Origin of the sequence: Algoriphagus iocasae, from assembly GCF_014206875.1 — a bacterium.
GTDB lineage: Bacteria > Bacteroidota > Bacteroidia > Cytophagales > Cyclobacteriaceae > Algoriphagus > Algoriphagus iocasae.
The window spans coordinates 1,257,890-1,277,925 of the sequence record NZ_JACIJO010000003.1; the positions used below are offsets into that span (position 1 = coordinate 1,257,890).

Genomic DNA, 20,036 nt, shown 5'->3' on the forward strand with positions numbered 1-20,036 from the left:
ATTTATTGCTCGGTTTGATGCCTCGCTTTGATTTCAACAATTAAGTTATCTAATTCTTTAGCATCAGAAAGAAGAAAATCTCCAATTCTAGTCCTACACAAGGCACTCATATATGCTCCGACTTTCAGCTTTTCTCCAAGGTCCCTTGCTAAACTTCTGATATAGGTGCCTTTGGAACAGGAAATCCTGAAATCCACTTCGTTATTTTCAAATCTTGTAATTTCAAACTCACGAACCTGAACAGACCTAGGCTCCATTTTGACGTCGATACCCTTTCTGGCTGACTCATAAACCCGCTTACCATCTACCTTGATAGCAGAATGCATCGGTGGAATCTGTTGGATATCTCCTGTCAATTCGGCTACAGCAGCTTGAACATCCTTAAGTGTTAAATGGGAGGGATCATCAACAGGAACCACCGGTTTTTCCAAATCAAAAGATTCGGTGGTAGCTCCAAGAACAAACGTTCCTGTGTACTCTTTTTCCTGCCCCATAAAACCATCAATCTGCTTGGTCATTTTTCCAGCACAGACAATCAGCAGTCCGGTGGCCAAGGGATCTAAAGTCCCAGCATGGCCTACTTTTTTGATTTTAAGAGCATTTCTTACCTTTTTTACGACATCAAAAGAGGTCCACTCTAAAGGTTTATTGATTAAGAAGACTTCTCCGTATGGTTGATCCTGCATGTTACAAATATAAACCGCATACGATAGCGATGATACCCACAATCAAGCAATAGATAGAGAAATAGCTGAGTTTGCTCTTTCTAACCAATTGCACCATCCAGGTACAAGCTAAAATTCCTGAGATAAAAGCGGCAAGAAATCCAGCTGATAAATAGCCAAACCCCTCAGTTTCTAAAGAAAGTCCTCCATCCAAAATATCTTTGGCGATTTTTCCCAAAATCAATGGGACAACCATCAAGAAAGAAAATCGAGCAGCTTTGGATTTATCTACTCCCAAGATTACAGATGCTGAAATTGTTGCTCCTGATCTGGAAATCCCAGGTAGAATAGCAATAGCCTGTGCAATACCAATTTGAAAAGCTTTGAAAAAAGTAACAGGTTGATTGGTGTTTTTTGCTTTATCCGCTAGGAATAGAAGTAAGGCAGTCAAAATCAACATAAAGCCTACAAATACTGCACTACCTCCAAAAAACTGTTCTAGTTGTTTCTCAAAAGCAAGTCCCACAATACCGGCTGGGATCATGGAAATAAAGATTTTCACAGCAAACTGAGTTTCTTCATTCCATTTAAACTTAAATAAGCCACTCAGAATTTCTGCAACGTCTTTTCGAAAAACTAAGATCGTACTCAAAGCTGTGGCAAAATGAACTACTACGGTAAACATAAGGCCTTCAGCAGGCATTTTACTTTCACCTAGAATTGCTTTTCCCAATTCCAAATGACCACTTGACGAAACCGGCAAAAACTCCGTCAATCCTTGAATAATTCCAAGGATAATCGCATCAATAATCTCCATTGTTAGTTTTTCTCGGTTTTGGCAAAAATTGCGTAAAACTCAAAAATAAATCCTGATAAGGTGATAATAGGACCTAAAGTCAAACCGAGAAACCCATCTCCATGAGGTGCGCTTTCTAAGCTAATGATAATGAATCCTACCACGATCAACGCGAAGCCAATGGCCATGAGCTGATAATTTTTTTTAGAGAATGGAAAATGTGATTTGCTCATGTATTTAATATAATTCGTCCAAGGACATGTTTAAGTACTTATTTACTGCTCTCAAAGTGCTCAATGCAGATAAAACTCCACCTACACCTACCAATACGGCGAATAGCATGAAGAGCATTTGTTCATTATGCAAAAGGCCAAAACCTTCAATATTTGCTTGGGTATATTTTACCAAGGCAAACAAAGTAACCGAAGCAATTGCTCCAGCAAGCATTCCGAAGAACCAAGCTCTCATCAAGAAAGGCTTTCTGATAAATGCCCTCGTAGCACCAACCAACTGCATGGATCTGATCAGAAATCGCTGAGAAAACAAGGCCAACCGAATGGTATTATTGATCAACATGATCACTGTAATGATCAGAATCAGAATAAATCCTCCCAAAACCAAGCTGACCTTTAACAGGTTTTTATTGATGGAATCTACCAAATCTGTCATGTAAGAAACTTCGAAAATCCCATCAATTGCTTGCAATTCCTTCACAATCGCGTCAATCTGCTCAGAAGTCTGAAACTCTTCGGCTATAGTCAAAACGAAACTATCTCTTAAAGGATTGTCTTCGAGGAATTTTGTAAAATCCTCACCCGTACTCTCTATAAAGGTAGCTGCAGCTTCTTCATCCGAAATAAAGCGTAAACCTGTAGTATCATTCTTCTGAAGGATAAATGGCCTGCTCTGTAAATTTTCTTTGATACTGGCAATTTCGGATTCTTCCAGGTTCTTGTCCAAAAACACCTGAACTTCGATATTTTCACGGATCATGCTGGTAAGAGATTTGGCTTGAATCAAAATCACTCCAAATAGTCCAACTATAAAAAGGGAAAGGGTAGTACTGAATAAAACACTTCCAAATTTGAAGTGGCCAAGTATTTTTTTCTTCCTAGGTTGGTTTGCCATAAAATAATTTTTCAGGTCAAAAATAATCAGCCCATCTATTATAACCAATCTAATTCAGGAAAGGATTGGAATCACTTTTTCATTTGTGATCCCAAAGACCTGATCAGTTGATTTTGGTTTCACCAAAGCCAAGCCTGTAAATCTTCCAAAAGCTGGCAAAATCAATTGATTGGGTTTATAATGAAAACAGGATAGCCTGATCGACTGTCTGGCTTTCCCCACAAGTCTTATGCCCGGATGAATATGACCGCATAAATTAATCCGATCTTCTGCTATTTCCTCTAATGGTTCATGAGATAAAATAAGATTTCCAATTTCTATTGGACTTTTATGAATTTGAAAAACAGCTTCCTTGTAATGTAATGGAGGTAAAATATCATGGTTACCCAAAACCAGGTGAAAGGTAACATCCGTAAATGTTGAAAGAAACTCATTTAAAACATTCCATTGCCCATTCCAATCACTGTGAAAAAGGTCTCCCAAAAAATAAACATTTTGTGGACTGTAATTGGTTATTAAATAATCCAGATTTAATAGATCTACTTGGTGAATGGGTTCAGGGATAGGTATTCCGGATTTCCTGAAATGGGCAGCTTTCCCAAAATGAAGATCAGCGATAAAGATTGATTGTAAAGAGGGAACCCAAACGGCCTTTTCTTTTAGTAACACAAGCAATGTTTGCTGAAAGATTATTTGAGAAATTGGTACTTCCATGTATTATTCTTATAATTATTTTAATAAATTTTAAAACTATTGGATAATCCATCAATAAAAAGGAGATAATAATGAAAATCCGACATTTTGCTTCAATTTCCTTAATTGTATTTTTAGTGGCATCTAATACAGTTCAAGCACAATCTGATTCCCTCGTTTTTGGGACTTGGTTCAATACCGAGAAAACAGCTCAAATAGAAATCATGAATTCTGGTGAAGAGCTTTTAGGTAAAATTATCTGGTTGGACAATCCCAACAAAGATGGGGCCCCGGTATTAGACAAAGCAAATGAAAATGAAAAATTAAGAAATAGACCAGTCATGGGGCTTACTATTCTGGAAGGACTTACTTACCAAAACGGAGTTTGGAAAGGGGGAAAGATTTATGACCCGAACTCCGGAAAAACCTATTCCTGTGAATTGAAACTCAAAGGACAAGAGAAATTAGAAGTAAAAGGATACTTAGGTTTCTCCTGGATAGGCAAAACAGTAGAATGGACAAAAGTCAAAAAATAAGCGGGATAAACCCGCTTTATTTATTTTCTAGATAAAATGATTGAAGGAAGTAGGAGAGTTGCTCAAACTCAATCAAAAACGCATCGTGTCCTGCAGTAGAATTGATTTCTTTATAAGTTCCTTTTTGAGCGTGCTGACTGATAAACCTTGATTCCTCTGGAAGAAACAATAAATCAGAATTAACTCCAATTGCCAAAACTCTAGCAGAAATTTCTTTTAAAGCTTTCTCAACACCACCTCTTTTTCTACCTAAATCATGGCTATCCATGGTCTTACTTAATATCCAATAGGAGAGCGCATTAAACCTTTTAGTGATTTTATTTCCCTGATAGCGGATATAAGAAGCAGCTCTAAATCCATCTAATTTTTCATCGAAATCAGATTGTTTTTTCTGGAAGTCTATGGGATGGCGGTAACTCAACATGGCCATTGCCCGGGCAGCTTCCAGGCCTTTAATGCCTGCATTGGGATCTTTTTCTCCCCAGGTTTGATCTGATTCTATCGCCATTCTTTGAGCTTCATTAAACCCGATTACCCAAGGGCTACTTTTCGCTGTTGACGCTAAAATCACCGCATTTGACAACCTTTTTCCAAGCAAATAAGCCCATTCCAAGCCAACTTGTCCTCCAAGAGAACCACCAATCAAGGTATGTATTTTGTCAATTCCCAACGATTCCCGCAGCCTTTCCAAGCTATTGGCCAGATCTCGAGTTGTCAACTCAGGAAACTCATAATAGAAAAGCTGACCGGTTTTTGGATCGACACTCAAGGGATTTGTAGATCCATAACAGGAGCCCAATAAATTGGCACAGATGATAAAATGCCTGGAAGGGTCAAAGAATTTATCTTCTCCAATCAATCCATTCCACCAGTCAGATGCATTTGAATCTCCTGTCAGTGCATGAATCACCCAAATTACATTCGAGCCCTCATCATTAATCTGCCCATAGGTGGTATAGGTCAAATCAAATTCTGTCAAGACTTCACCTGATTCTAATTCTAAAGGGGTACTCGAATGGAACAATTCCTGGGACATGGTAATCGTTGCGAATTGACTTTTTAAATTCATTGATACTTATAATTTTTCAAACGCTTGTTGTAAATCAGCTTTGATATCGTCTATATGCTCGATTCCAATAGAAATTCTTAATAGAGTAGGAGTTACCCCCGCTGCCAATTGCTCCTCATCGGATAATTGCTGGTGAGTTGTAGCAGATGGTTGGATTATCAAAGTTTTTGCATCACCGACATTTGCCAAATGGGATACTAATTCCAGGCTATTGATAAACTTTGAAGCGTCTTCTTTTTCGCCTTTGATTTCAAAACTCAACACACCACCAAAGCCATTTCGTAGATATTTTTTGGCAAGTGAATGATATGGAGAACTAGTGAGGCCTGGATAATTCACTTTTTGAACTTTTGGATGTGCTTCTAGCCATTTTGCTACTTCCAAAGCATTGTCAACAGTTCTTTGAACTCGAAGAGAAAGTGTCTCTAATCCCTGCAATAAAAGGAATGAGTTGAATGGAGAAATGGCTGGGCCAAAATCCCTTAATCCTTCTACACGTGCTCTGATTGCAAAGGCGATATTTGGTAAGCCAAGAGGATTATTGTCTCCAAAAACTTCCCAGAAGTTTAATCCATGATATCCTTCTGAAGGCTCTGAGAATTGAGGGTATTTTCCATTACCCCAATTGAAATTACCTGCATCGATAATAATTCCACCAATTGACGTTCCATGACCTCCAATCCACTTTGTAGCAGAAGAAGTGACGATATTTGCCCCATGTGCAATTGGCTGAAATAAATATCCCCCTGCACCAAATGTATTATCTACCACCAATGGAATGTCATGTTTTTTGGCCAAAGCAGAAATCGACTCAAAATCAGGAATATTAAATTCTGGGTTTCCGATAGTCTCTAAGTAAATCGCCTTGGTTTTCCCATCAATCAGACTTTCGAAAGAGGAAGCATCATTGCCTTTGGCAAACCTTGCTTCAATTCCTATTCTTTTGAAAGCTACTTTGAATTGATTGTAAGTACCTCCGTATAAAAATGAAGTGGAAACGAAATTATCTCCTTCACTAAGAATGTTATTCAAAGCCAAAAACTGAGCTGCCTGGCCAGAAGCGGTTGCAACAGCTGCGACACCACCTTCCAATGCTGCCATTCTTTTTTCAAAAACATCGGTGGTAGGATTCATGATCCTTGTGTAGATGTTTCCAAATTCTTTTAGCCCAAATAAATTAGCTCCATGCTCCGCACTATTGAAGACATAAGAAGTGGTTTGGTAGATTGGTACCGCGCGTGAATTGGTTGCGGAATCAGGTTCTTGACCAGCATGCAGCTGGAGAGTTTCAAAATGTAAATTAGACATAGCTATTCGTGTTTATTGTTGAAAATGGGAGGGTTCGGAACCCAAAAAAGATATCGTTTGAAATAATACAGGCATAAAAAACCAACCCCGTACCATGTGGCACAGCATTCTAGTGTCGTTTAAGAAGAAAGAGGTAAAGGTTTTTGAATTAAATCCAGAGTACATGCTGCAAAGAATTTATAGTTCCAATTGAGACCATCTCAATTGGCAGGAATTGGCACCTTGGACTTTCCAGGTTGCCAGAGGGTCTATGAGCCTGTCTCTCGCCTCTTCTTTATAAATCCTAGCACTTAAAAAGTGAAGGACGATGCAAATAAAAAGACCGAATTTGGATTTTCAAAGGGATTACCCAAATTCAGTCTTAATTTTTTAGAGACTTTATATCAATTGATCTCTATCGTATCGGAAAATCGGATTGATATTTTCAAAATCAGGCTCAATTTTCACCAATTCTGAAACCAAACCATTATCAAGACCATAAACCCAACCATAGATATGTGGTGCGTTTCTGCTATTCCAAGCTTTTTGGATAATAGAGGTTTTGATTAAGTCTTGACATTGCTCAATGACATTCAACTCAACCAATCGATTTGATTTTGCCTCTAGATCTTCGAGCTCATCTATCTCCGATTTATACATTTTATAAACCTCTTTGATATTTCTCAGCCATTTATTGATCAAACCAAAATTGTTATTGCTCAAGGCTGCTACTACACCACCACAACCATAATGACCACAAACAATGATATGCTCCACCTTCAACACTTCTACTGCATATTGAAGAACACTCAACATGTTTAAATCTGTATGAACGACCATATTGGCGATGTTTCGATGAACAAAAATTTCTCCAGGATCAGTCCCAGTTATTTCATTGGCAGGCACACGACTATCAGAACAGCCTATCCACAAAAACTTAGGGCTCTGTTGCTTAGCTAATCTTAAAAAATAATCCTTATCAATTTCGGTCTTCTCTTCTGACCAAGCTTTATTTTGAAGCTGAAGTCTTTCGTATGCATTCATAAAACTCTTTTTAAGTTATAATTAAACCCTTCTAATATTATAGTTATATTTTTTTCATCAGCGGATTCTATAAAATCATTTAATACCTCTCTAATATCATGATCTATAAATCGCACTTTTAAAGCATTGAGTATTACTGTACTTCCCGAAGGTATTTCTGCTAACTCTTTCATTAATGGCGCTTTATTTAAAAAAGAAACATCTTTTTGAAGCTTAACTAAATAATTTCCTCCCATTTCTGTAACCAAAACAGCCTTTTGATAATTGGTTCGAATGACAAAGAAAATTCCAATCACCATACCAATGCCAATACCTATTAATAAGTCTGTAAAAAGGATAGCTAGCACAGTTGCAAGAAATGGAATAAACTGGTTCCAACCTTTTTGGTATTCATTAATAAATAAACTGGGCTTGGCTAATTTATATCCTACCACAAAAAGAACTGCTGCAAGGCAGCTCAAAGGAATTAAATTCAAAATATTCGCTATTCCAACCACTAAAACCAAAAGTAATATTCCATGCAGAATTGCTGATAATTTGGTTCGGGCTCCCGAATTAATATTAGCGGAAGTCCTAACTATAACCGCTGTAATAGGAAGTCCTCCAATTAATCCTGAAACAGTATTACCAATCCCTTGAGCCATTAACTCCTTAGATGATGGGGAAATTCTTTTAAATGGATCCATTTTATCTCCTGCATCCAAACATAGTAATGTTTCAATGCTTGCTATAACCGCAATGGTGACAGCAATGATCCAAAATTCAGAAGTCATAATAAGTCCAAATTCAGGAAATGTAATTAATCCTTTTAGATCAGAAATTTGATCTACAACTGGAATTGATACCAAATGATCTCCATTTAATTGCCACGATGGAATCCATAATCCATACATCTGATTAATAATAATACCACTAACAACCGCCAAAAGTGCTCCAGGCACCAAACCAAAAATCCTATGATTTTTAATTTTCGGCTTCTCAAAAAGTAAAATGAAACCAAGCGCAATAAGGACAATAGGAATTGCTCCAGGACTGAAATTTAGAATAGCATTCCAAATTTCACTAAAAGTGTTTTGAGAATCGGCTTGCTGAAAAGCTACATCTCCCATGGTATCTTTGTCGTAGCCTAAAGCATGTGGAATCTGTTTTAGTATCAAAATCAACCCAATGGCTGTCAGCATTCCTTTGATCACAGAATGAGGAAAATAGTAGCCTAATACTCCAGCTTTGAGTAGTCCCAAACCAAATTGAATAAGACCAGCTACAACTACGCATGCTAAAAAAAGCTCAAATGTGCCCAAGGAGGAAATAGAATCCAATACGACAACTGTAAGCCCTGCTGCTGGACCGCTGACACTGACATGTGAACCAGAAAATGCGCCAACAACTATACCTCCTACAATTCCAGCAATTAATCCGGACATAGGAGGGGCTCCACTGGCAATGGCAATCCCGAGGCATAATGGCAATGCCACTAAAAAAACCACAAGACTGGATTTTAAATCGTATTTGAGATTCTCACCAAATAGGTTGGTCATAAATAAATATTAGAAAACTGTAAAAGTTGTGTACGGAATACTGTTCTCTAAAATATCATTTTATGCCTTAAAAATTTTAAGTTCTTCTCTTTTAATGAAATTTTATCTTAAAAGAGCGGAAAACGCCCCATCAATCTTATCAAAATTGAATCCTATGACGGCTTTTTCCATTTTCTCCTGAATCTCGGCCAAACATAAATTTCCGATACTTCCTTCATGGGTATGGTTTATGACGCTTTGATCTGGAGCAAAATTGTCTGATTCAATATCCAATCCCACTTTTTTGTAGGCATCTCTAAATGGAAGTCCTTTCAAAACCAACTCATTTACCACTTCAACAGAAAATACATGCTTGAAAAATGAATCCTGAAGAATGTCCTTTTTGACCTTTATAGATTTGAGCATAAAGGTGCACATCGAAAGACAGTCTTTCATGGTTTCAATCGCAGGGAAAATTTCCTCTTTCAGCAATTGCAAATCTCTATGATAACCTGTTGTGGTATTTGTAAGAATTAGGCTGATAGAATTCGGAACAGATTGAATCTGGTTTGTTTTTGCACGCATCAATTCAAAAACATCGGGGTTTTTCTTGTGCGGCATAATGCTGCTACCAGTTGTCAAGTCATCAGGAAACGAAATAAATCCAAAATGCTGATTCATAAACAAACAAACGTCGCTTGCGAGTTTATTCAGAGTTCCTGCCATTCCTGCCAAAGCAAATGCAATGGTTCTTTCTGCTTTTCCTCGGCTGTTTTGAGCGTTGATTACATTGTGATGTAAATCAGCAAAGCCTAATAATTCGGTCGTATATGTTCTATCTAACGGGAAACTCGAGCCGTAACCTGCTGCTGAACCCAATGGGTTTTTATTTGCTAAATCAAATGCAGCTTGTAAAAGCCCCATATCTTCACTGATGCTTTCGGCAAAAGAGCCAAACCATAAACCAAAGGAAGAAGGCATCGCCAATTGCGTATGTGTGTATCCTGGCATCAAGTCTTTTTTGTGCTTTTCGGATAGTTCCAAAAGCAATTGAAATAGGGTAGAAGCTTCTTCTACCAACTCTCGGATTGCAGCTCTGTAATACAGTTTAAGATCCACTAAAACCTGGTCATTTCTACTTCTTCCACTGTGAAGCTTCTTACCAACTTCACCATATCGTTCTGTCAACAAAAACTCAACTTGAGAATGTACATCCTCAACTCCTGGAGCAATCTGAAACTGTCCTTTTTCTATTTCAAAGTAAATTTCTTTCAACCCTTTCTGAAGAGTTTCATTATCCTCCTTGGTCAATAATCCCATTTTGGCAAGCATATGTGCATGCGCCATAGAACCTAAAACATCGAACGGTGCCAGAATTATATCAAATTCCGGATCTCGACCAATAGTGAAGTTTTCAACCTCTTTCTTGTTTCCAGTTTCTTTTTGCCAAAGTTTCATAAGATCGTTTACTAAGCGCTTTTTACTAATTTTTTATAGGTTTCCAGCAATTGGATATAGCCAGAAATCCCTTCTTGAATTTCGTTCAAATAAATAAATTCATCAGCCGTATGAGACCTTGCAGAGTCCCCAGGGCCTATTTTTACCGATGGATATGGAATCAAAGCCTGATCAGAAAGGGTAGGGCTACCGTAAGTTTTTAACTTCAATTCCTTTGCAACTTCCAAAATCAAATGCCCTTTGGGAACATGAGAAGATTGCAATCTCATCGATCTAGGAGTCAATTCGGATTTTAACGAGGACTTTAACTCTTCTAATGCTTCTTCTAAAGAATACGAATCAGTAACTCGTACATCAAGCGTGAATTCACAAACATCTGGAACTACATTATGTTGCTTTCCAGCCTGAATTACCGTGGCGGAAACTTTGGTCTTTCCTAAAAACTCAGATTCTCTCTTAAAAGAAAAATCCCTCACTTTTACCAAGTCATCTAAAGCTAGATAAAGGGCATTCACACCTTCCTCTCGTGCAGCATGGCCAGCTTTCCCATAAGACTTTGCATCGATTACCATTAAACCTTTTTCGGCCACAGCAAGATCCATCAGTGTGGGTTCGCCTACTATCGCTAGCTCACAAGCAGGAATCTTTGAAATAACAGAAGCAATCCCATTTGGACCTGAAATTTCCTCCTCTGCAGAAGCAATCATAATGAGATTAAATGGAAGCTCCTGAGAATAAAAGTGACAAAATGTAGCTATTAAGCTAACCAAAGGACCACCGGCATCATTGCTTCCCAAGCCAAATAATTTCCCCTCTCTTTCAATTGGAGTAAATGGGTCAAGAGTATAACCAGCATTTGGTTTTACAGTATCATGATGGCTATTCAGCCAAATAGTGGGTAAAGAAGGATCATAATTCTTTGAAAATGCCCAGATATTATTTCCAGATCTTTCAAATGGAATACCTCTTTCCTCAAAAAATGATGCTATAATTTCAGCAGTAGTATTTTCTTCTATCGAAAAAGAAGGTGTTGAAATCAACTTTTTTAAAAGCTGAACAGCATCCTGATATAGTTGATCGATCTCCATCTCTTTAATTCAATCAATATAGATCGTATCGGTGTCTCTCAATCGTTGTTCCGGACAATTTGCCTTTTGTTGCCAGCAATAGATTTTCTGCCTTGCCAATCCAAACGTGATTTACTCCTTTCATCAATGCTTCAAAGGCATTATCAAGCTTAGGAATCATTCCAGAATGAATTACATTTTCTTTCTTAAGCTCCTGATAAATATCCTCATTGATCAAAGGAATAATTGAATTTTCATTTTTTTCATCAATCAAAACACCACTTTTGTTAAAGCAGAAATAAAGATTCACCTGATGATCAGCAGCAAGAGAAGTTGCCAAAGCAGATGCAATACTATCTGCATTGGTATTCAGCAATTGTCCTTTTTGATCGTGTGTGATGGCATTGACAACAGGAAGCAGATCTCCTTTCAACAAGTGATCTATCAGTTTGGTATTCACCTCTTTAATGTCTCCAACGAAGCCATAATCGATGTCTTTCACTGGTCTTTTGATGGACCGGATCAAATTGCCATCTGCACCTGTCATCCCAATAGAGTTTACCTTTAATGCCTGAAGCTTTGCAACAATTTGCTTATTGATCAGACCAGCATAAACCATGGTAACTACGTCCAAAGTATCTTTATCGGTGATTCTTCTTCCATCCACCATTTCAGGCATTACCCCTAAAGATTCTCCAAATCTAGAAGCCATAATTCCACCTCCATGAACAAGGATTTTATGACCTGGAAATTTGGAAAAGAGTTTCAGGAATTCGTCTAATTTTTCAGGAAAGTCGATGACATTACCACCGATTTTGATAATACTGATTTTCATAGGTCTAGGCTTTAATAGGCAATAAGCTTAAATCAAGTGGCTTATGACAGACTGAGCTGCATAAATCCTGTTTTCAGCTTGTTTTTGTACAAGAGAGCGGGAACCATCCAGAATTTCATCCGATAACTCCAAATTTCTTCTTACTGGGAGACAATGCATCACTTTTGCATTAGGTGCTTTCAAGAGATGTCTTTCGGTTAGCATCCAATTGGAATCAGTCGTAATGATTTTCCCATAATCATTAAACCCTGACCAATTCTTAACATACACAAAATCAGCATCTTCCAGAGCTTTACTTTGATTATATTCTATCGTTGCACCTTTGGTGAATTTCTCATCCAACTCATATCCTGCAGGGTGGGTGATGGTCAAATCATGCTCCATTCCCAATGTCCATTCTGCAAAACTATTGGCAACAGCGTGCGGAATTGCTTTGATATGTGGACCCCAAGTCAAAACCACTTTAGGCTTTTTGATTTCTTTGGTATGCTCCTGAATCGTAATCATATCTGCCAAACTCTGAAGTGGATGGCGAATAGCTGATTCAAGGCTGATTACCGGAATTCCTGAATATTTGATAAACTGGCTGAAGACAAAATCACTCATGTCTTCTTCTTTGTTTGTCAATGATGGAAATGCTCGTATCGCTAAAAGATCGAAATAAGTCCCCAGAACACCAGCAGCGTCCTTGATATGCTCAACGGTGCCTTTATTCATAATCGCACCTTCTTTCATCTCCAATGCCCAACCCTCTTTATCCATATTCAGGACAATCGGTTCTACACCTAAATTAGATGCGGCAATTTGTGTGGAAACTCTAGTTCGAAGGGAAGGATTGAGGAAAATACAACCGACCCTTTTACCCATTCCTTTGTGAATATGGATTCTGGGATCGGCTTTATAACTGATGGCTTGGTCTATTAATTTCTGACCAATTTCCTTCGATTCAAACTTTCTAAAATGTTGGATTAATGGGGAACTTGAGTCCATTTACTTTAAAATAGGGGATGTTGCTAAAATTTCCTTTAAGGCGATTATAAACGAATTTAGCTGATTCCATTCGATATTTAAAGGAGGAAGCAATCTAATGGTGTTTTTAGAAGCTGCACTTCCAGTGAAAATATGGTATTTCTTCACCAACTCTGATCTCACAGGTCCTGCATCACGATCCAAATCGATGCCTATCATCAGGCCATGACCACGAACATCGATGATTCCAGGAATTCTCTTTAACTCTTCCATCACTTTTGCACCAAGATCAGCAGAATTCTGGATCAGGTTTTCTTGCTCGATAACTTCCAAAACGCCCATTCCTGCCGCACAGGCCAAATGATTGCCTCCAAAAGTAGTTCCTAGAAGTCCATAACTAGCCTCAAAAGCAGGAGAAATCAAAATCCCACCAATAGGAAATCCATTTCCCATTCCTTTTGCCATGCTGATGATATCTGGCTTGATATCTTTCACCCATTGATGAGCAAAGAATTTACCAGTACGACCAAAACCTGATTGTACCTCATCTAGAATTAATTTGACATCAAAGTCCTTGGCAATATTCGCCAGACCGGTTAAAAATTCTGGAGACGGCACTTGAATCCCTCCAACTCCTTGGATTCCTTCTATGATGATACCAGCAATATTTCCTTCTTTTACCCGAAGTTCAACTGCCTGCAAATCACCCCAAGGAAGAATTTGGAAATCCTCTCTGGCATTACAAGGAGCAATGATTTTTGAATTATCTGTTAAAGCAACTGCTGCAGAAGTTCTGCCGTGGAAACCACCAGAGAAAGCAATAAACCCTGATTTTACTGTAGCAAAGGATGCCAATTTGATGGCATTCTCATTCGCTTCGGCACCAGAATTACACAAAAACAGGCTGTAATCAGGATATCCCGATAATTCACCAAGTTTTTGAGCGTATGACTGCTGAATCGGAATCTGAACTGAATTGGAATAGAACCCGATTTGGTTTAATTGATCTTGAACTCTCTTGACATAATGTGGGTGGGAGTGGCCGACAGAAATCACGGCATGGCCACCATATAAATCTAAATATTCTTGACCTTGGTCATCCCAAAGTTTTGCTCCTTCAGCTTTTACTGGAGTAACTGGGATCAGAGGATAAACATCGAATAATTTCATTTCGAAATTTGATTTACGAAATACGATTTACGAGATCATCTAGTCCTTCGTAAATTGATTCCTAGTTTTGAGAAATAGTGAATGCTGAAATGGTAGACACACAATAATATGGATCCTACTTTTCAGTTTTGTGTCTAGATTCTAATCTCTTAGAATGCTATACTTTTTAGATTTAAGCCCATCCTCTCCTCTAATCCAAAGGCCAAATTAAAATTCTGTACTGCCTGGCCAGACGCTCCTTTTAACAAATTGTCGATCGCAGAATAAATCACCAATTGTCCAGCTTCCTTTTGAACATAAACAATGCATTTATTGGTATTTACAGCTTGCTTCATATCAATATCAGCATCCGAAACCAAGGTAAATGCAGCATCTTTATAAAATTCCTTGTAAGCTTTTACAGCCTCTTCTTTCGTTCCTTCAAAAGGGAAATAAGCTGTAATCCAAATTCCTCTTGGGAAGTTGCCACGATAAGGGACAAACAGAATGTCTAACTTAAAATCAGAATTCAACTGGGTAAAAGTTTGATTAATTTCCTTTAGGTGCTGATGCGTAAATAGCTTATATACAGACATGTTTGAAGATCTATAGCTAAAGTGCGAAGTTTCAGCAAGTTTCTTTCCAGCACCTGTACTTCCGGTAATACCAGAAATCTGAATTGAATTTTTTACCCAACCTTTAGCGATCGCAGGAAGCAAAGCCAATTGAATTCCAGTGGCAAAACAACCTGGATTTGCGATTCGTTTTGCTGATTTGATCTTGGTTGCGTTTACTTCAGGAAGTCCATAGATAAAACCATTGGATTCATCTCTGAAGTCCGTGGATAAATCAATAATTACAGTTTCTGAAGGAAATGGATGTTCTTCCAAAAAGGATTTTGTCTGTCCGTGGGGAAGACCTAGAAAAACCGCATCGATTCCATCCGTTGTAACCTCATCTGTAAATACCAAATCAGTATCTCCAATCAAATCTGGATGTACTTCTGTTACTTTCTTTCCTTTTTGACTATTGCTATGCACATACACCAGTTCACAGGCAGGGTGATGAACCAAAAGGCGAAGTAATTCCCCTCCAGTATAACCAGCTGCACCGATGATGGCGGTTTTGATCTTATTCATTTTCACTGTTTACCTTGTGGAAGATCGCAGTTTGATTGCCTAGAATTCGGGTAAATCCTTTCACATCATCCGCTGTATATCCTTTGTTCATTTCTCCGTAGCTACCAAACTTATTGGACATCAAATCATGATCAGAAATGATTCCCAAAAGGGTAAATCTATAAGGCTGGAGAAGAACTTTTACGGTTCCAGAAACATATTCCTGAGTGCTTTGAAGGAAAGCTTCCAAGTTTCTCATCACAGGATCTAGGTAATGTCCCTCATGCAGGTGATTTCCGTAGAATTCAGCCTGCTGGTTTTTCCAGAACATTTGCCATTTGGTCAAAGTATGCTTTTCCAAAAGCTGGTGACCTTTAATAATCACCAAAGGTGCAGCAGCTTCAAAGCCAACCCGTCCTTTTATACCAATAATCGTGTCACCTACATGAATATCTCTACCGATTCCATAAGGAGCTGCCAAAGCCTGAACTTCTAAAATCGCATCCGTAGAATGCTCGTAAGACTTGCCATTAACACCGGTCAATTCACCTTTTTCAAAAGTCAAAGTAATTTCCTTTGGCTCATTTTCAGTCACTTGAGTAGGCCAAGCAGATTCTGGTAAATAATCTGAGGAGGTAAGGGTTTCTTTTCCACCTACAGAAGTTCCCCAGATTCCTTTATTGATAGAATAAGCCGCTTTTTCGAAATTCATCGAAACTCCATGCTTTTTCAAATAATCGATTTCTTCCTGGCGACTCAACTTCAGATCACGGATAGGTGTGATGATTTCAATATCCGGAACGATAGTCTGGAAAATCATATCAAAACGAACCTGATCATTTCCAGCACCAGTAGAACCATGAGCCACAGATTTCGCCCCAATTTGTTTAGCGTATTCAGCAAGGGATTTTGCCTGAAGAATTCTTTCTGCAGAAACTGATAGGGGATAGGTCTGGTTTTTCAACACATTCCCGAAAACCAGGTATTTAATCACTTCCTGATAATATTTCTCTACCACATCCAATACTTTGAAAGAAGCTATTCCTAGGCTTTCGGCTCTGGACTGGATTGTTTCTAATTCTTCTTCGGAAAAACCACCTGTATTGACCAATACAGCATGAACTTCATATCCAAGCTCTTTGGACAAGTGAAGTGCACAGAATGTGGTGTCCAAACCACCGCTATAGGCTAAAACAATTTTTTTCATATCTCTATTTTAGAAAATCGGTTTGAATAATATTATAAAAAGATGCTAGAAAGGGAGTCTTTAGACTTATTGATCTTTAGCATCACATATTTTTTTAATCTGACCCATCGGTCAAATAATTTTATCTCTTTTTTGAAATCCTGCCTCAGTGCGATGTCTTCCACATGATTTTTCTTCGCTTCAGGATCATAAAGCATGGCAGTGCAAAGACAGTTTTGACGCTGCTTACTCATCAAAATCTCATAGTTTACACAGCTTTGACACCCTTTCCAGAACTCATTATCATCTGTCAAATCAGCATAAGAAACAGGAATATATCCCAGTCCAGAGTTGATTTTCATTACTGCTGCACCAGTTGTCAGACCAAAGATTTTTGATTCTGGATATTTCTTACGGCTCAATTTGAAGATTTCCTGCTTGATTTTTCTTGCCAAGCCGTACTTTCTAAACTCAGGAGCTACGATCAAACCGGAATTGGCGACATATTTACCATGCCCCCAAGCTTCTATATAGCAGAAGCCTGCCCAAGTTCCGTCTTGGGTCAAAGCAATCACTGCTTTGCCTTCATCCATTTTAGTTTCGATGTAGGCAGGTGATCTTTTGGCTATACCAGTTCCACGGGCCTTAGCAGAATTTTCCATCTCATCAGTAATGATGGTAGAATATTTCTTGTGGGATGGCTCGGCCATGATGATCTGAAATGATATGTTTTCCATGATTGAATGCATGAAGGATTACCCGATTATGGTCGGGGAAGGAATTAATAGAACAGGAAGAATTAGGCGAGAATGTTTTCCACGGAGGAAAACGAAGTATACAAATAAGGGTTAAACCCTGAAAAAGAACCTATACCTCCTCAAAGGAGTGAAAAAAGACACAACAGCCTTTACGATTGCTACTGGAAGTGCAATGATAGAAGATGGCGTTATGTGAGAAATTGAGTTCATTCGTTTCGGGGAGCAAATTTGAAAGCTTTGAAACCTAATTGCAAGTAAATTCTTTATTTTTTTTAGCCTTCATTGCAATTATTCTGCCATCCCATTTAATCCCCTTGAAAATTCCTCATAAACTTTTCATTCCAAATATAATTTTGTCAAGCATTTCCTGACATCTCTTTTATTGCTCGTACAAATTGATCCATCTCTTTTTCTGAGGTATAGACATTAGGAGAAATCCTACAACCGCGGACTCCTGCGCCATTTATACCCACTGTATAGATCTTATATTTGTCCATTAAAGTCTTCGCCATATCCCCAGGTTCAAGGGCATCAACTCCAACATTTGCTATTCCACAGGAGCGATGTGGCTCTATCGGAGTATTCACTGTAACTCCAGGCAAATCCCGGACTTGATCTGACCAATATTTCTGGATATATCTCAATCGCTCTTCTTTTCTCTTACTTCCCATTTTATTATGGAAATTAACCGCATCGATCACAGCTAAATCTGTAGAAACTGGATGTGTTCCAGTGTGATTTAAATTCAAAAGCGTCTTTTGATCCAACTCATAAGGAGCCAATAAAGGTCTAATGTTTTGACTTTTGCCTTTCTTCACATAAAGCATTCCACAACCTAAAGGCACACTCAACCATTTATGAAGACTAGAACCATAATAATCACAGTTCAATTCTGAGATATTAAAGTCAAAATGGCCAACTGCATGGGCTCCGTCCAGCATAATTTCCACTCCATGACTATGAGCCATGTCAGCAATTTTCCTTACTGGCAAAATATGCCCTGTAATATTCACAATATGTGGAACCATCATCAGTTTGGTTTTCGGCGTAATTGCTTGCTCATAAACTGAAACGATTTCTTCGTCATTCTCAGGATGCATAGGGATATCTATCCGATTCACTTTGATCCCATATCGTCTTTCGGCCAACTCAAACATGTTTAGAAGACTTCCATAATCCTGATTGGAGACAATGGCTTCATCGCCTGACTTCCAAGGATAACCTGAAATGATCAAGTCTATCGATTCAGTTGTATTCCTTGTCAAAACCACTTCCTCAGGTTCTGCACCTACAAGTTCGGCTACTTTGGCTGCAGATTTTGCCTTATTATCCCACTGAACAGTCCTCATGTAACTGGACGCATGGTAATTCACATCACGTAAGTGCTGAATGTACTTTTCAAGGGTTTCCTCAGGCAAAAAACAGTAATACCCATTTTCCAAATTAATGTAATCAGGTTTCAGTTTATAGGCAGCCCGCATTTGATCCCAAATATCAGGAGCAGAAAAATCAAGGTCTTGGATACTCTTTACACTTGCTTTTGCATTAAAAATAGAGGGGGAGCTTAATCCTAATAAAGCCAATGATTTGATAAAAGACCTTTTCTTCATAATTGGAGGGGTTTATAAAATGTAAGATACAATCCAGACTATCAAAAGGAAAATCGCCATCCAGATGATCCAAGGAGAACGCTTTGGGAATTCAAATTGACAAATGGGACAGACTTTTGCCTTTTCATCAACTTGCATGGCACAGGACGGGCATTCTTTAGTTTTCAAAGTTGAAGGAACTCTTTTGTTAGAAATCGTATTTGAACCATAATTAAAGAAAATCTTATGAAAATCGAAATATGGTCAGATGTAGCTTGTCCATTTTGCTACATCGGCAAAAGGAAGTTAGAAAAGGCACTCGACAAATTCCCAAATAAGGATCAAGTAGAAATTGAATGGAAAAGCTTCCAGTTGAATCCAGATCAAAAAACTGATCCAAGCATTAATTCTTTGGAGTATTTATCCAAAGCCAAAGGCTGGTCAATGCCTCAAACCATTCAGATCACCAAGCAGGTAGAAGAAATGGCTGAATCTGAAGGCCTTCAATACCAGTTGGACAAAACCGTGGTTGCAAATACTAAGAATGCCCACAGATTGATCCATCTCGCAAAGGAATCAGGAAAAGGAGGCGCAATGAAGGAACGTCTTTTGAAGGCTTATTTTACAGAGGGACTTAATGTAGATGATCAAGAAACTTTGGTGAAACTTGGTTCAGAGGTGGGTTTAGATCCTATCAAGATTCAAAATCTTTTCAACTCCGACCAATTTGACGAAGCTATAGCTTATGATATTTATGAGTCAAGACAAATTGGGGTTCAAGGTGTTCCTTTCTTTGTGTTGGACAGAAAATTCGGAATTTCTGGAGCTCAAGCGGATGAAGTTTTTGATCAGACTTTAGAGAAAGCGTGGAATGAATTTTCAAAAGAAAAAGAGATTGAAATCCTCCAAATTAAAAATGATAATTCCTGTGATATCGATGGTAATTGCTAAGTTTTACTTACCAGATTCATAAAAAATTCAAAAAGGGTGAAAATTATTTTAAAAATTTTCACCCTTTCTTTTTGCTTAAGAACTCATTAAGGGTCAATAATTTAGTTCCTTTTAATAATACTCCTAACATTTTGCGATTTCCATCTTATTTAAATAAATTCTAAATACTATTTAGACTAAATCCAAATAAACTTTACTTTTACATCCGTAAACATCGAATT

20 protein-coding genes and 1 riboswitch are annotated in these 20,036 nt (G+C 38.2%); of the genes, 2 read left to right on the forward strand and 18 right to left on the reverse strand.

Annotation, left to right across the window (positions count from 1 at the left end; translation table 11 throughout):
• Window positions 1-2: 2 nt before the first annotated feature.
• From truB to pdeM, 5 genes are read right to left on the reverse strand one after another with little or no spacing between them, the layout of a single operon-like run.
• A complete protein-coding gene (gene truB, locus FHS59_RS19545) occupies window positions 3-686 on the reverse strand; it encodes a tRNA pseudouridine(55) synthase TruB (RefSeq protein WP_184497242.1) in 684 nt (227 codons plus the stop codon).
• 1 nt (window position 687) lies between these two features.
• On the reverse strand, window positions 688-1,482 hold the full coding sequence (locus FHS59_RS19550; protein ID WP_184497244.1) for an undecaprenyl-diphosphate phosphatase: 795 nt from the start codon (window positions 1,480-1,482) through the stop codon (window positions 688-690).
• A 2-nt stretch (window positions 1,483-1,484) separates the two neighbouring features.
• Window positions 1,485-1,694, reverse strand: coding sequence for a DUF3098 domain-containing protein (locus tag FHS59_RS19555; protein WP_184497246.1), 210 nt, complete (start codon window positions 1,692-1,694; stop codon window positions 1,485-1,487).
• Between the two features lie 4 nt (window positions 1,695-1,698).
• Window positions 1,699-2,589 carry a cell division protein FtsX gene (locus tag FHS59_RS19560; protein ID WP_184497248.1) on the reverse strand — a complete coding sequence of 297 codons (891 nt, stop codon included), beginning with the start codon at window positions 2,587-2,589 and terminating at the stop codon, window positions 1,699-1,701.
• A 54-nt stretch (window positions 2,590-2,643) separates the two neighbouring features.
• On the reverse strand, window positions 2,644-3,303 hold the full coding sequence (gene pdeM / locus FHS59_RS19565; protein ID WP_184497250.1) for a ligase-associated DNA damage response endonuclease PdeM: 660 nt from the start codon (window positions 3,301-3,303) through the stop codon (window positions 2,644-2,646).
• A gap of 71 nt (window positions 3,304-3,374) precedes the next feature.
• Here pdeM and FHS59_RS19570 point away from each other — a divergent pair, with 71 nt between their 5' ends.
• Complete coding sequence (locus FHS59_RS19570) at window positions 3,375-3,818, forward strand: DUF2147 domain-containing protein (RefSeq protein ID WP_184497251.1); 444 nt, start codon at window positions 3,375-3,377, stop codon at window positions 3,816-3,818.
• 16 nt (window positions 3,819-3,834) lie between these two features.
• Here the strand turns inward: FHS59_RS19570 and FHS59_RS19575 are convergent, their stop codons facing one another.
• The 13 genes from FHS59_RS19575 to FHS59_RS19635 all read right to left on the reverse strand — a co-directional run bounded on the left by FHS59_RS19575 (window position 3,835) and on the right by FHS59_RS19635 (window position 18,885).
• Entirely contained in the window at window positions 3,835-4,887 is a 1,053-nt protein-coding gene (locus FHS59_RS19575; protein ID WP_184497253.1) for a homoserine O-acetyltransferase family protein, read from the reverse strand.
• 6 nt (window positions 4,888-4,893) lie between these two features.
• A complete protein-coding gene (locus tag FHS59_RS19580) occupies window positions 4,894-6,195 on the reverse strand; it encodes an O-acetylhomoserine aminocarboxypropyltransferase/cysteine synthase family protein (RefSeq protein WP_184497255.1) in 1,302 nt (433 codons plus the stop codon).
• 174 nt (window positions 6,196-6,369) lie between these two features.
• Window positions 6,370-6,478, reverse strand: a riboswitch (SAM riboswitch).
• Window positions 6,479-6,573: 95 nt separating this feature from the next.
• Window positions 6,574-7,218, reverse strand: coding sequence for a carbonic anhydrase (locus FHS59_RS19585; RefSeq protein WP_184497257.1), 645 nt, complete (start codon window positions 7,216-7,218; stop codon window positions 6,574-6,576).
• On the reverse strand, window positions 7,215-8,756 hold the full coding sequence (locus tag FHS59_RS19590; protein ID WP_184497258.1) for a SulP family inorganic anion transporter: 1,542 nt from the start codon (window positions 8,754-8,756) through the stop codon (window positions 7,215-7,217). The genes FHS59_RS19585 and FHS59_RS19590 overlap by 4 nt, the downstream gene beginning before the upstream one ends.
• Window positions 8,757-8,858: 102 nt before the next feature.
• Window positions 8,859-10,193 (reverse strand): argininosuccinate lyase, encoded by a 1,335-nt coding sequence (argH, locus tag FHS59_RS19595; RefSeq protein WP_184497260.1) that lies wholly within the window; start codon window positions 10,191-10,193, stop codon window positions 8,859-8,861.
• Between the two features lie 11 nt (window positions 10,194-10,204).
• Entirely contained in the window at window positions 10,205-11,281 is a 1,077-nt protein-coding gene (locus FHS59_RS19600; RefSeq protein WP_184497262.1) for a M20 family metallo-hydrolase, read from the reverse strand.
• Window positions 11,282-11,294: 13 nt separating this feature from the next.
• The gene (argB, locus tag FHS59_RS19605; protein WP_184497264.1) at window positions 11,295-12,095 is read right to left on the reverse strand and encodes an acetylglutamate kinase; all 801 of its coding nucleotides are present in this window, start codon (window positions 12,093-12,095) and stop codon (window positions 11,295-11,297) included.
• Between the two features lie 27 nt (window positions 12,096-12,122).
• On the reverse strand, window positions 12,123-13,085 hold the full coding sequence (locus FHS59_RS19610; protein ID WP_221444542.1) for a Rossmann-fold NAD(P)-binding domain-containing protein: 963 nt from the start codon (window positions 13,083-13,085) through the stop codon (window positions 12,123-12,125).
• Entirely contained in the window at window positions 13,086-14,234 is a 1,149-nt protein-coding gene (locus tag FHS59_RS19615) for an aspartate aminotransferase family protein (protein WP_184497266.1), read from the reverse strand.
• A 149-nt stretch (window positions 14,235-14,383) separates the two neighbouring features.
• Complete coding sequence (gene argC / locus FHS59_RS19620) at window positions 14,384-15,352, reverse strand: N-acetyl-gamma-glutamyl-phosphate reductase (RefSeq protein WP_184497268.1); 969 nt, start codon at window positions 15,350-15,352, stop codon at window positions 14,384-14,386.
• On the reverse strand, window positions 15,345-16,538 hold the full coding sequence (locus tag FHS59_RS19625) for an argininosuccinate synthase (protein WP_184497270.1): 1,194 nt from the start codon (window positions 16,536-16,538) through the stop codon (window positions 15,345-15,347). Before FHS59_RS19625 ends, argC begins: the two co-directional genes overlap by 8 nt.
• A gap of 32 nt (window positions 16,539-16,570) precedes the next feature.
• Window positions 16,571-17,254, reverse strand: a complete 684-nt coding sequence (locus FHS59_RS19630; RefSeq protein WP_184497272.1) for a GNAT family N-acetyltransferase — start codon at window positions 17,252-17,254, stop codon at window positions 16,571-16,573.
• A 377-nt stretch (window positions 17,255-17,631) separates the two neighbouring features.
• A complete protein-coding gene (locus FHS59_RS19635) occupies window positions 17,632-18,885 on the reverse strand; it encodes an aminotransferase class V-fold PLP-dependent enzyme (protein WP_184497273.1) in 1,254 nt (417 codons plus the stop codon).
• Window positions 18,886-19,110: 225 nt separating this feature from the next.
• Between FHS59_RS19635 and FHS59_RS19640 the strand changes: the two genes are divergently transcribed.
• Window positions 19,111-19,815, forward strand: coding sequence for a DsbA family oxidoreductase (locus FHS59_RS19640; RefSeq protein WP_184497275.1), 705 nt, complete (start codon window positions 19,111-19,113; stop codon window positions 19,813-19,815).
• Window positions 19,816-20,036: the final 221 nt, after the last annotated feature.